Source organism: Pantoea sp. GW821-FHT03E06, from assembly GCF_059420725.1.
The window spans coordinates 265,374-278,988 of record NZ_JBWKUG010000002.1 but is presented as its reverse complement, the minus strand read 5'-3'; the positions used below and the strand labels follow the sequence as shown (position 1 = coordinate 278,988).

Genomic DNA, 13,615 nt, shown 5'->3' with positions numbered 1-13,615 from the left:
GGCCACATGATTAAAACGTGGCGTTTACGCCGACATTCCACGTCACCTGATGGTAGTCACTGTTACCGCCCACCGTAGAAACCCCCGCAAACGCATTGACAGTTTGCCCAAGCGGCACGTTGGCACCAACGGACATATCCAGCCAATTTTTATCGCCCGCCTCAATGCTGCGCGCGAAGGATGTGCTGGTTGACTTCAATCCGGCCCGTACCGTGGAATCAGTATCGCCAAATTGGTGGTTATAACTGACCTGCGCCCAGGGATTAATCAGCCACTGTTTGCTATCAATTCGCCATCCCACTGCGCCAATCTGAGAATGAGTGGTTTGATCGGAGTAACGCATTGAGGTACTGCTGTCACCGTTTTCGCTGTAGCCGCCAACCCGGCCATAATCCAGCGCGTAACTCGCTACGGGCCCGGTATTTAGGTGTTCGCCCAAAGGTAACGACCAGCCGGTTTGTACTCGCATACCCAGTAATTTACCGCTGCTGTTGCCCTGTTCGGTGCGCGTAGCCGGGCCGATATGAATGTCACGCTCTATGCTGTCGAAATCGAGATCGGCATAGTGCAAATCAGCGTTGATCCAGCCCTGATCGAACAGCGTAAGCTGGCTGTAAATGGCCACTAGATTACCGCGCAGCTTGTAATCAAAGTTTGATGAGGGTTCCTGACGCTGGTTTGCGTTGGAGAACAGCACGCCGGTTTGCCAGTTATCGGTAAGCTGATAGCCGATACCCAGCGTCAGATTGGTGGTGTTAGCATCGCCGTTGTTCCAGCTGTCACCCTGATAATCTCTGTGCTGCCCGGCATAACCGCCGAATACCGTGAATTGCCCGGCGCTGGCCGGTTGCTGGCGCTGCTGCTGCAAATGCCCATCCAGCGTATTGTGCATGTCACGCGCCATCATCAGGGGGGACTGCGACAGCGCTGCCACTTGCGCGGGTGCATCAAGAACTGATTGGATGTAATCCGCGATCATCGCATGCACGGCCGGGCTGGGATGCAGATGATCGGCAAATAGATACGCCTGTGCGCTGGAGAATCCTGGTGCGGCCGAGGAACATTCTGCCGCCGATGTGCCTAACGGACACGCCATGCCGATGGTATTGGATAAGCCATATTGCGTGGGATTAGCAATCACTTCATTGAACAAACTGGCGATATCAACACGCACAATGTTGCCATTCAGCTGCGCTAACCCCGCTTCTTCTTGCTGATTGTAGCCATCTGACAGTGCGGTAACCTGCTCACTCAGCGCCTGCCAGGCCGCATAAAGCTGTTTAGCCAGCGCATCACGCACCACCGGGATGGTTGAAATCTGCCCTGCCGCCTGGGTAAAAGCATCCTGCACCGCCTGCTGACGCGCCGCCGTATTGGGTGTTGCCACGTCATCCAGCGACTGAAATGCCGCCGCCAGTGCGGGCGTCGCGGCTGACCCCAGGACACTCAGCACCGCTTCCACCATATAGGGCGTTGATCCCAGCTGCGGCACGTTGGGGACAATCACCGCGCCCGCACCGGCATCAAGCAGCGTTTTTACCTGTGCCACCGCCGCCGTGGCGCTGGTGCTGATGGTTTCACGCGCGGTCAGCGGATTAGTGACGGCCGCAGCAATATCATTAGCGCCAACCCAATGAATATAGAGGCCGTTACCGTCAGCGTGCCCGCCGGTGGATTGCAGATAGCTCGCCAGCTGATCTTGCGTGTTCAAATCAGGGTTGATGGCGGGAATCGTTACGCCATTACCCTGGGCATAATTGCTGCCACCGCGTGAAGAAGCCTGCAGATTTTGCCCGAGATGGGCCGCGAGAATCTCATCGTACAGCGGATGTTGCGCGCCATCATAGGTAAAGCGGCCCACGTTGCCGCCATCGCTTAAGCTATCGCCAAATACCGTCAAACTATCCCATGCCAATGCGGAAGCAGGCGTCAGCAAGCTGCTGAGCGTCGCGATGGCGACGGCGGAAAGTGCCCATTTGTGGTTTTTCATCATCAACTCCAAAAAGGTAACGCCCACGCGTCATGCCGCAGCAACGTGGGCTAGCAAAGTCGCATCCAGGATGCGCAAAGTGATAACAAGGACGTTAAACATCTAGTCAGGAAGCGGATTTATTACCAGTTCGATACCGCAAAAATGCGGGCGGCATTTCTGGCGCTGTTATGACATGCATTCAAATTAAACCTTTAGTTCTTCGCGCCGATAACCAAAGGTGAACCGCCAATCGGTTCGTTTAAAACATCAGGTAGGTTACTTAATGACCCCATGCGGCGCTGATGCGCAGAGAGACACCTTTTGAAGTGTCCGGCGAAGGGGAATCTTGCGGAGCAGTCGAAGTTACGCATCGTAGTCGTGACCCAACTGAAGCTGCACGCATTTCGTTCAACAGCAATCGCCTGAGGCTTCCCATGTTTGGTGTGAAAAAGTCGAGTCTTACATTGCCGTTTTCAAAGAGCGGCGATGTGCTTAAAGATATCAATGCGATCAAACAGCATGTTGCATGGATTGAGTTTTCGCCCAATGGCGAAATCCTTACCGCCAACCCACTCTTCCTTGAAACCACCGGCTACCAGCTGGATGAAATTCAGGGTAAGCATCACCGCATCTTCTGTAGCGCACATTACAGCCAATCATCCCGCTATCTCTCGTTCTGGCAAACGCTGGCGGCCGGAGAATCGGTAACGGGAATTTTCGAGCGTTTTAACAAGCAGCGTCAGCGTTTCTATCTCAGCGCCACCTATTTTCCGGTTAGCGATGAGAAGGGCCATGTGTACAAAGTCATCAAGGTGGCGTCTGACATTACCGAACGTCACCAGGAGCTGGAGCATAAAGAAGCCGTGATCACGGCGCTCGACCTCTCCATGGCGGTGATTGAATTCTCCCCGGAAGGTCAGATCCTGAGTGCCAATAGCAACTTCCTGACGCATATGGGCTATGAACTGGCGGCAATTGTAGGCCAACATCATCGCCTGTTCTGCTTCGATGATTTCTATCGCGAAAACCCCGACTTCTGGCGCAAAATCGCTAAAGGCCAACACTTTGTCGGCCGCTTCGAGCGCAAAACAGCCAGCGGCGATCGCATCTGGCTTGAAGCCAGCTATAACCCGGTCTATGACGCCGATGGCAAGGTGTACAAGGTGATTAAAATCGCTTCTGACATCACCGCGCGCGTTGAGGCCGCCAAGCGTGTGGCGGACATTGCGCTCACCACCTCTGAAGAGACCTCGCAAATTACCGACAATGCCAATGAGGTGCTGGATGAAACTATCCGCAACTCCGGCCTGGTGGCGGTTCAGGTCAACGCGGCCACCGCGATTGGTGCTGAGCTTAACGCGTCGGCTAAAAGCATCAGCGAAGTGGTTGAGACCATCAACCTAATCGCCTCACAAACCAATATTCTGGCCTTGAATGCGGCGATTGAATCCGCGCGAGCCGGTGAAGCGGGACGAGGATTCAGCGTGGTGGCGGGCGAAGTGCGTCGCCTGGCAGCATCGACCTCCAGCGCCACCAAACAGATCACCCAAGTGGTGGAACACAACGCCAGTCTGATTGCGCAAATGCAACAGCAGTTGCATGAAGTGAAGCAGTTTGTGGTTACAGAGCAGGATAAAATCAGCGTCCTGTCACGTAGCCTGAGAGAAATAAACAGCGGCGTACATGAGTTTGTGAATGTGATTCATCGGTTGGATGTGTGATGCTGCGCCAGGTACGCAGCTTTGCGTCTTGGTCGCCATGAATGGCGACCCTGCGTGGATATAGCCGGATTTTTGTAGGGTGCGCATTCATGCGCACCTGCATATAACCGCAATATAGTCGGCATTGACGCATCGATGCGTACCGATTTCACTCGATATTCAGCATTCATCCCCGCAACCACCCACTTCACCTTTCGGTAAATTTTTGTCTTTGTACTGGCATTGTGAATAAAATTGCTTCATATAAATAGCACCTGCTATATTTTATAGCATTTGCTATATTACTGTGGAGACGACGATGTTCACCCAACGCTTTTTGCCCCTTGTTATCACGCTGCTCACGCTTAGTGCGCTGTTGCCTTGTCGCGCCGCGGCAGCAGAAAAACTGAAAGTTGTCACCACGTTTACGGTGATTGCAGATATGGCGAAGAATGTAGCGGGCGATGCGGCGGAGGTGACCTCAATTACCAAAACCGGTGCCGAAATTCATGAATATTAGCCCACGCCCGGTGACATTCGTCGCGCGCAGGGGGCGAATCTGATTCTGGTGAACGGCTTTAATCTTGAAATGTGGTTTAGCCGCTTTTATCAACGCTTAAACGATGTGCCGCAAGTCACCGTAACGGCGGGTATCGAACCCATGGGCATCACCGAAGGTCCCTATAACGGCAAACCCAATCCGCATGCCTGGATGTCGCCGGATAACGCGCTGATTTATGTCGATAACATTCGTAATGCTTTGCAAAAATACGATCCGCACAATGCTGCGATTTATCAGGCCAATGCCGAGCGTTACAAAGCACAGATTCAACAAACCATCGCACCTATGCGCGCCGCTATCGAAAAGCTGCCGGTGGATAAACGTTGGCTGGTCACCAGCGAAGGCGCGTTCTCCTATCTTGCGCGAGACTTCGGCCTGAAAGAACGCTATTTATGGCCAATCAACGCCGATCAGCAAGGTACGCCGCAGCAGGTGCGCAAAGTGATCGATGCGGTACGCACCCATAACATTCCGGTGATTTTCAGTGAAAGCACCATTTCGGCTAAACCGGCGCAGCAGGTGGCGCGTGAAGCCAAAATCCATTATGGCGGCGTGTTGTATGTGGATTCGCTGAGCAATAGCGCGGGCCCGGTTCCAACGTATCTTGATCTCCTGCGCGTCACCACCGAAACCGTGGTGAAAGGCATCACAGAAGGAAGCCAGAAATGAGCAAGGTCGAGATGAATGCCGCGGCGGGCTTAAGCGTAGAAAATGTCGGTGTCACCTATCGCAATGGCCACACCGCGCTGCGCAAGGCAAGCTTTAGCGTGCCGGCAGGCAGCATCACCGCACTGATTGGTGTGAATGGTTCCGGTAAATCCACGTTGTTTAAAGCCATCATGGGTTTTGTGCCGCTCTCTTCCGGCGCGGTTACGCTGGCAGGTTTACCAGCTAACAAGGCGTTGAAACACAATATCGTCTCTTATGTACCGCAATCGGAGGACGTTGACTGGAGCTTTCCGGTGCTGGTGGAAGATGTGGTGATGATGGGTCGCTACGGCTACATGGGCATGCTGCGGATTCCGCGCCCGGCCGATAAACAGAGCGTAGAGCAGGCGCTGGAGCGCGTGGGGATGAGCGCCTATCGCCACCGTCAGATTGGCGAACTCTCGGGCGGGCAGAAAAAACGCGTATTTCTGGCACGCGCGCTGGCGCAAAGTGGTCAACTCATCCTGCTGGATGAACCCTTCACCGGCGTAGATGTAAAAACGGAAGCGGCCATCATCGCCCTGCTCAGGGAGCTGCGCAATGAAGGGCGCACCATGCTGGTTTCCACCCACGATCTCAATGCCATTCCTGAGTTCTGCGACCGCTGCGTATTCGTCAAAAATACGGTTATCGCCAGCGGCTTACTGGAGGAGACCTTCACCGCCGAAAACCTGGCAAAGGCGTTCGATGGCGTACTGCTTCAGCGTAATACGGTATTGCTACAGCGAGTTTTGGCCAGGGATCACGACCGGGGAGCAAGCCATGTCGTGGATTATTGAGCCGTTTGGTTATCAATACATGCTGAATGCAATGTGGATTGCGGCGCTGGTCGGCGCGATTTGCGCCTTTCTGTCCTGCTTCCTGATGCTGAAAGGCTGGTCATTGATTGGTGATGCGCTGTCGCACTCGATTGTGCCCGGCGTGGCCGGTGCCTATATGCTGGGATTGCCCTTTGCGTTAGGCGCCTTTCTCTCCGGGGGTTTAGCGGCAGGCAGCATGCTGTTTCTCAATCAGCGCACGCGGCTGAAAGAAGATGCCATCATCGGCCTGATTTTTTCTTCGTTTTTCGGTATCGGTCTGTTTCTGGTGTCCCTCAATCCCACTGCGGTCAACATTCAGACCATCGTGCTGGGAAATATTCTTGCCGTTGCGCCCGCCGATATCTGGCAGCTCGGTGCGATTGGCGTTATTACGCTCACCATTTTGCTGTTGAAGTGGAAAGATTTGATGGTCACCTTCTTTGATGAAAGCCATGCCCGCTCGCTGGGTCTGAATACGCTGCGGCTGAAAATCTTATTCTTCACCCTGCTCTCCGCCTCGACGGTTGCCGCGCTGCAAACGGTTGGCGCATTCATGGTGATTTGCCTGGTGGTTACGCCGGGCGCAACCGCCTACCTGTTGACGGATCGCTTTCCGCGTCTGTTGCTGATCGCCGTAACCATTGGCAGCGTCACCAGCTTTCTCGGCGCGTGGAGCAGTTATTTTCTCGACGGTGCCACAGGCGGCGTCATTGTGGTGGCCCAGACGCTGGTGTTTTTGGTGGCTTTCGTGTTTGCGCCTAAACATGGGATGCTCGCCGCGCGCCGTCGTGCCCGTTTGACGAGGGAGAATGGCAATGATGAGTGAACTTTTGCTGAGCCCCTTCCAGTTTGCATTCATGAATATGGCGCTGATCACCACGCTGCTGCTGTCATTGCCGTACGCGATGCTGTCTGCTTTTTTGGTGCTAAAAGGTTGGTCGCTGTTGGGCGATGCCATGAGTCACGCGGTATTCCCCGGCGTAGTGATCGCCTGGCTGATTGGCCTGCCTTACGCCATCGGTGCGTTCATCGCCGGCATGCTGTGTGCCGTTGCTACCGGCTATATCACCGAAAATAGCCGCATAAAACCTGATACGGTAATGGGCATTGTTTTCTCCGGTATGTTTGGCGCAGGTTTGGTGCTGTACCTGAAACTTCAGCCTGAAGTCCATCTCGACCATATTTTGTTCGGCGATATGTTAGGCATCAGTCTCGCTGATATCATCCAGACCGCCGTTATCGCTATCATTGTCAGCGTGTTGATTGGCATTAAGTGGCGTGATTTGCTGCTGCATGCTTTCGATGCCAATCAGGCGCGCGCCTGCGGTATCAATGGCAAAGTGCTGCATTATGGCCTGCTGTGTTTGATCTCGTTAACCATCGTCGCCGCGCTGAAATCCGTGGGCGTGATTTTATCGATTTCCATGTTAATTGCGCCCGGCGCCATTGCTTTGCTGCTGGCGCGTCGTTTCGTGCAGGTGATGCTGCTGGCAGTAGGCATTGCGATGGTGACCGGTTTCAGCGGCGTTTATGCCTCATTCTTCCTCGATAGCGCACCGGGTCCAACCATTGTGGTGATTTACGCGCTGCTGTTCGTACTGGCATTTCTTTTTGCCACGCTAAGAGACCACCGCACCCAGCAGCGACACGTTTAACCGCCGTCCGGGAAATAAACCCGGACGGCCCGTTGGAGCCATCCGTTTACCTTACAATCCGGCTTAAAACGACCATCTGACGCCGGCATTATAACGCCAACCTTTCGCGCCGTTGCCGTCGATCTCTTTGCGATAATCCGCTTCGGCATACAGCGCTACGTCTTTTTTCAGCGTTGCGCTGCCGCCCAGGCCAACATCCCACATCTGGCCAAACTTCCCGCTTTCAAACGTTTGGCTGCCATCCGCATCGGCAGATCCAATGTTCGTTTTTGCAGTGCCGCCCCAGCCTTTGTAGTAATTGGCGCGGATATAGGGCGTATAGGCGTTCTGACGAGCATCTTGCCAGGTGCGATCAAGCCGCGCGCCGAGCCGACCGATAGTTTGATCATAATCGTCATAGGACACACGCGTGCGGTCGCGGTCGGTGAAACTATCCATCTTCATCTGCAGCCAGGTAATTTGCGCCTGCGGTTCTAGCCGGATGCCGTTGGCGAAAGCAAACGGATAACCCGATTCCACCGAGGCCGTCCAGCCATTGCCTTTCGGTGAGGCCACCTCTTTTTGCCGTGCGATGTCAGTTTCACCGCGATACCAGCCCCAGCTCAGCGAGCCATCAAGATAGAACCCGCTATCACGCAGCCAGGTTCCATAGAGCGAAATGCTGTCGCTATCGAAGCTGGTGGAACTGTAACCGTCTGCCGCGTGTGGCCGAATGCGCGTGTTACCGCGCGTGTAGGCCACGCCGCCGCGCAGACTGTCTTCAGCACCTTCCGCACGCAGCAGATTACCGCCCAACTGTACCGCGCTGTAATCGAGATCAAAGTCATAGCCGTAATCGGCCAAGCCGCGATTGCTTTGGTATTTCAGATTGGAGCCGAGATAGCGGATAAACATCTCGCCGCCCAGCGCATCGGCATCGCCTTGCTGCTGACGTAATTCACCCAAACGTTTATGCAGATCGTCGGTGACCGCCAGCGAGTAATAAGCCAGACCAACGGGTGCCGAGATATAGGATGGCACCTGTGGCGTTACGGCCAAACGCACGGCGCGCTGATTACTGCCGGTGCGCGGCTGACACAATGCGCCATCTTCGCAAACAAAGTTGTTGGCGAGACGATAATCCCACAAACCGCTTGCTGAGATATCCGGCGTAAAGCTGGCTAAACCATATTGCCACGGCCCGGATGCGACATAACCGCCCTTTAGCACAAAGCTTTCGGCATTGGCATTGCCAGAAACCTGCGCCAGCGAGACGCCTTCACTGGCGGCAATTGCGCCATCGCGATCGCGATCCATTAGGGGGCCGCCCACCAGCGTATCGTCGATCAGGGTAGTGCCGGTTGCGTTGCCGTTAACCCGCAACAAATCGCTTTGCATCGCCGTGGAATTGAGTTTTAGGCTGCCGCCCGCAGAGGCCAACTCGCCGTCGATGGTTAAGATGTTCGCCGCCGTGTTGCCGCCGTTGGTGAGATCCAGCGTACCGGCGTTATTCACCACCAGCGAATCGTTGCTCGCACCTTGTAACCGTGGGTTGACGTTATCCCCGGCGAACAGCGTACTGCCGGCATCGATATTGATGGTGCTGTGCGCCAACTTGATGTTGTCTGTTAATGTCCACTGGCTGCCGAAGAAGTTAAGCGTGCTCCAGCCTGCACCGAGGTTAGTCCCTTTACTCAGGTCATCGCTGGCAAAGGAACCACCGCGCGCCGTCAGTTCGCTGAGAGTGAGCGTGCTGCCAGCGCCATGATCGGTGGTGATGTGGCGAGTATCCGCCAAACTCACGTTTTGTACCGTCGCCTGATTCGCCGCGCCGCTGCCCATTGTCAAGCTACCGTTGAGCGTGCCGCCGCTGACGATCAGTTCATCGCTGCCGCTACCGCTGTTCACATCCCCCACCACACCGCCTTTAAGTAAGGCGATAACATCATTACCCGCACCGCCGGCCACAACCACCTGGTCCGGGAACGGTGCGTTGATAATGCCTTCGTTAATAAACACCGTTTGGCCGCCGCGCAGATCGATCAGCGGAGACACGCGGCTCAGAGAAGTAATGGAACCCTGGTTAATGACCTGACTTGCGGTACTGGTGACAATCGCCGAGCCGCCGTTGAAATCACGGATACCGATTGAACCCTGCGAGATGACTTTGCCGCTGGTATTGGCGCGAATGCCGGTGCCTGCGCCGGAAACGAGAATGGCATAATCCTTCCCGATCACCAGATCGTTGCGCGTGGTTGAACCATCGGCATTTTCAAAGCGATAACCGGTACCGCCGCCGCTGACGTTGATTAAGGCCCGGCCGTTCGGATCGAACGAGGTGGCTGAACGCACGCCGTTGCCGCCGCTCACATCCAGCATCACGTTATCCAGCGAGATGTTAGCGGTTTCAGCGCGGTTATTGATCACGCTGCCGCTGCCGTAAGATCCCAGGATGATGTCGTTGGCTTCAAAGCCTTGGGCGCCGGTGTCGAGTAATAAGCCATCCGCTTTACCCATCGCCTGCAGGGCGCTCGCTCCCTGGCCATCGCCATAGACTTTCAGCCAGCCGCCGTCGCCAACGCGCAGCGCCGCAATACCGTCATCGACGCGTAATGCGCTATCAACCGGCACGTATTGGCCGTAGCCGCTGCTGACATCCACACCCGTACCCGAAGCAATGTGGATGCTGCCCCGGTTGATGAAGTTACCGCCGTCATGCACGCGTGCGCCGGTACTGTTGGGCCCCTTAAGATCGACCACACCTTGATACTGATTGAATATGCGCGCCCCGTCGCTGACATCAAATGCAGTGGCATTACGACCATTGCCGGTGATGTAACCCGCCGCGTAAATTTCCGTATTGTTGGTGCTCGCTTGTCCGGCGATATTGTTGCGGCCATTCAACGTAATGGTGTTGCTCAGCACGCCGGAAGCGCTGCTGCTGGCGCGCATTACCGTCGCGCCTTTACCCGTGACCAGGTAATTATCGGTACCGGAGACATAGGATCCCGGCTGGGACACATCGATCCCGGTGCTATTTTTGCCGCTCAGCGTTACCGTACCCGCAACCAGGGAATAGAGCGCACCTTCAAAGGTCACCTCATACAGGGTGGAACCCTCAGTACTGACATTGATGTTGCTGCCATTCGCGATCAGCCCTGATCCATAATCCTGAACCTGATAGCCCACCTGATTCGGTGCGTGGAACACCACGCGGCTCTGTGGGCCAAGATTTGCCTGTCCCCCGGCAGTGACAATCCCACCGACGGTATAATCACCAAACAGATTCATGGTGCTGTTTTGATTGATGCGTGAGAGTCGGTCATAGGCAATAAAACCGTAGGCACCTGAGTAAATATTCAGCGTACCGGTGTTGTTGATGTCAGACGTCGTCACCTTATCGCCAACAAACTCATAACCATCGGCATACAGCGCCACACCGTTGTTGGCGACGCTAATCTCGCCACTATTGGTCACCTTTCCGCCGTTGGTCGCATAGATTGCCTGCGGCGCCAAACCACTCAAGTTAATGTTGCCGGTATTGATCACCTGGGCATGATTACGCGCAATCAACCCGCGCTGGAAGTTGTCGCTACCGCTAACCGCTGCGTGGTTAATCAACAAGGTATTGTTATTAAATTGCGTGTCTGGATTGACCAATGAGCCTTGCAGCAAATAGCGATAACCATCCGCTGCAGCCCAACCAGCATCCTCGCCGCTGAGGTGGACTTGGGTTGCCGCATCAACGGTGGCGTGTGCTCCGTCGGTAATCCACAGCCCGGATGCGTAGCGACTGTTCAGATTGAAGGTGGCACCGTGAGTAGCGATCTCGCTGCCGTCGCCAGCCGCATAGACCCCAAGCGCAAAGGGAGCATTCATTGCAAGCGTCATGCCTCGACCATCAAAATCAGCGCCCTGCTCAACGCGGAAAAGCGTGCCGCCGTTGCTTGATGTGGCGTAATGCCCATTTGCAGGCAAATTAATTTTGGCGTTCGGCCCGATGGTGTAAAAACTGATTTGCCGTTGACCGAGAAAGTCTCCATTTCCCACCGATGATGGCACGGCGTTGGCGCTGACGTTTACCGTCGCATTGCCTTCAGCGCGGATGCCAATGCCTGCGGTACCGCGCAAATTGATTTTCCCGGTGAGATTTGCCGTTGCGCTGCTGCCCGGCTCGCCAATCACCCAAACAGCGGTATTGTTGGTACCGCTGAAACGATCGGCATCACCGCGGACGTTAATGGTGCCGCTGGAGTACGCTCTAGCGCTGTTACCATCACGCGCAATAATTTTGAGGGCGGTGCTGTTATCACCATTAAGATTGATGCTTCCCGCATTTCCCACCTTGCCGCCGCTGCCGGAATCCAATACCAACATGCCGATATTCTCTGCCGGCTGATACTGCGCCTTACCGTTTACCTCAATGATGCCGTTGTTGCGCGCCAGGGCATTGGGCCCATATTCAACTTTCATGCCCACCGCATTCTGCACTTTCGAGCCAATGACGATGCGGCCATTGTTGATGGTGGTGGAATCCAGAAAACCTTCAACCGCAGTGACGCCGCCGCTGAGATTGACGGCAACGTCTTGGATTTTATCGTATTTACTGTTTTGCGGGGTGCGTCCAATGTAGATTGTGCCGTCTTTAGCGTTAGTAAAACCACCGGTACCGCTGGCAATCACACCAATGGCCGAACCGCTGCCTACGGTATCGGTTACCCCAATATTGATATTGCCATGGTTGATAGCGCTGGCATCACCGAGCCATATTCCCTGCGTGTTACCGCCGCCGGGTTGAAAATTGATGACGCCATAATTGCTAAATCGGCTGCCATTGGTGGCAAAAATCGCCATCCCGCCGCCGCCGAGGGTTGACCTATCAACGCCTTTACCGTTGGCGTTATTAAGAAAGCCGCTATTAATTACCCCGTTATTGAAGCCACGACTGTTATTAAGCAACTCTAAACCGGAACCGGTGCTGGCAAGCTTGCCATTGATAATGGCTTTCGCACCATTGCTGGCGCGCATCACTGCGCTATTGCTGTTCACCACTTCAAGGGTTTTACCGCGATTGATTTTAACAGACGCTTTCGGTCCGTCAGCGCTGAGTACCACCTGATCAAATATCGGTAATGCCACTTCATCATCAAAGTTGTTAGTACTCATGCGGTACACCACGCGGCCATCGCGCAGCGTATAGGCTTTATTAAATTCGCTGTTGTAACTGTCGGTGCTGAGATTGGCGTTAGAGAGTTGATCGATCAACCAGTCATTATAATTGCGTAATTCACTGAGGTTGGTGACGTTGAAAGTGCTGCTGCCGCCATCAAGGGTATTGACGGTAAACACACCGGCATATTCCACCACGTTACCCACATCATAAGCCAGCCGATCGCCGCCGTAAGGCGTGGTGCCCGCGGTGAAGGTAATGCGGTTATTGCCATTCCAGTTCAAATGCCCCTTATTACTGGCGGTAAATAACTGGCTTTGTTTAGCAGCCATCGACCAGCGATTGGTTGTGGAATTGGCCGCTGCGTTATGCTGGCCAATATCAATATTTAACGTGCCATTGCTAACAGAAGCGACGCGCGCATTGATATATTGTTTGTCGTTTACATCAAAATAATCTGGCACTACGGTATCCAGGCCTACTGACGGCAAATCCACAATGTCAGCATTATTAAACACCTGATAGGTTTTATAGGTATTTTCCTCATAGTTAGGGATGCCGATGGCATAATTCTGCGGCCCGATTTGCAATCGCGCTTCGCCAATCACATTGTCATTAATAATTCGGCCGATGGTGCGCAATTCACCTATCGTTACGCTTCCCGTTCCGTTTTCTCCCGGCGTGAATTGCGGCAATCCGCTTAGCGTTTGCGTGCTGCCATTACATAAGCAGTACGCGCCTACCTTATTGTCATTAATTTCGGGCGTATAAGGCTTTAATACCGCCGCCATGGTGGGCAAAGCAGGAAATATCATGCCTTGTGCTGCCACAAGGCTGAGTAACACCGGATTTAATTTAAACACATTGTTTTCCTCAATTGAGAAAAGACAAAACGCGCATAACCTTACGCCGTTACGCTTGAGGTTTATTTAAGTGATTGAATTATTTTGTTTCAGCTTTTTAACGTTTGAAATCGGGTGAAATGAGTATCTACGCTATGTATGGGAATCGTCTAGTTTGAGTTAAGTATTTGTGAGGTGGGAGAGAAGATTTAGGAAATTAGCTAAAA

At 54.0% G+C, this 13,615-nt stretch carries 6 protein-coding genes and 1 pseudogene; 5 read left to right on the top strand and 2 right to left on the bottom strand.

Annotation, left to right across the window (positions count from 1 at the left end):
- Nucleotides 1-10: 10 nt before the first annotated feature.
- Nucleotides 11-1,990: an autotransporter outer membrane beta-barrel domain-containing protein gene (locus tag AC07WB_RS20810; RefSeq protein ID WP_494941219.1), complete on the bottom strand. Its 1,980-nt coding sequence runs from the start codon at nt 1,988-1,990 to the stop codon at nt 11-13.
- 416 nt (nt 1,991-2,406) lie between these two features.
- On the opposite strand from AC07WB_RS20810, the gene AC07WB_RS20805 reads away from it, so the two are divergent.
- The 5 genes and pseudogenes from AC07WB_RS20805 to AC07WB_RS20785 all read left to right on the top strand — a co-directional run bounded on the left by AC07WB_RS20805 (nt 2,407) and on the right by AC07WB_RS20785 (nt 7,397).
- Nucleotides 2,407-3,693 (top strand): methyl-accepting chemotaxis protein, encoded by a 1,287-nt coding sequence (locus AC07WB_RS20805; RefSeq protein WP_097097819.1) that lies wholly within the window; start codon nt 2,407-2,409, stop codon nt 3,691-3,693.
- A 298-nt stretch (nt 3,694-3,991) separates the two neighbouring features.
- Nucleotides 3,992-4,903 (top strand): annotated as a pseudogene (locus tag AC07WB_RS20800) (metal ABC transporter substrate-binding protein).
- Between the two features lie 11 nt (nt 4,904-4,914).
- On the top strand, nt 4,915-5,721 hold the full coding sequence (locus AC07WB_RS20795) for a manganese/iron ABC transporter ATP-binding protein (RefSeq protein ID WP_494941447.1): 807 nt from the start codon (nt 4,915-4,917) through the stop codon (nt 5,719-5,721).
- The gene (sitC, locus tag AC07WB_RS20790) at nt 5,705-6,568 is read left to right on the top strand and encodes an iron/manganese ABC transporter permease subunit SitC (RefSeq protein ID WP_494941218.1); all 864 of its coding nucleotides are present in this window, start codon (nt 5,705-5,707) and stop codon (nt 6,566-6,568) included. Before AC07WB_RS20795 ends, sitC begins: the two co-directional genes overlap by 17 nt.
- A complete protein-coding gene (locus AC07WB_RS20785) occupies nt 6,558-7,397 on the top strand; it encodes a metal ABC transporter permease (protein ID WP_494941217.1) in 840 nt (279 codons plus the stop codon). The genes sitC and AC07WB_RS20785 overlap by 11 nt, the downstream gene beginning before the upstream one ends.
- 63 nt (nt 7,398-7,460) lie before the next feature.
- Here the strand turns inward: AC07WB_RS20785 and AC07WB_RS20780 are convergent, their stop codons facing one another.
- Nucleotides 7,461-13,409, bottom strand: coding sequence for an autotransporter outer membrane beta-barrel domain-containing protein (locus tag AC07WB_RS20780; RefSeq protein ID WP_494941216.1), 5,949 nt, complete (start codon nt 13,407-13,409; stop codon nt 7,461-7,463).
- Between the last annotated feature and the right edge of the window lie 206 nt (nt 13,410-13,615).

Excerpts from the sequence above, each read along its gene's own strand:
- AC07WB_RS20785 (WP_494941217.1), top strand. The coding sequence starts at position 6,558 with ATGATGAGTGAACTTTTGCTGAGCCCCTTCCAGTTTGCATTCATGAAT.
- sitC (WP_494941218.1), top strand. The coding sequence starts at position 5,705 with ATGTCGTGGATTATTGAGCCGTTTGGTTATCAATACATGCTGAATGCA.
- AC07WB_RS20810 (WP_494941219.1), bottom strand. The coding sequence starts at position 1,990 with ATGAAAAACCACAAATGGGCACTTTCCGCCGTCGCCATCGCGACGCTC.
- AC07WB_RS20795 (WP_494941447.1), top strand. The coding sequence starts at position 4,915 with ATGAATGCCGCGGCGGGCTTAAGCGTAGAAAATGTCGGTGTCACCTAT.
- AC07WB_RS20805 (WP_097097819.1), top strand. The coding sequence starts at position 2,407 with ATGTTTGGTGTGAAAAAGTCGAGTCTTACATTGCCGTTTTCAAAGAGC.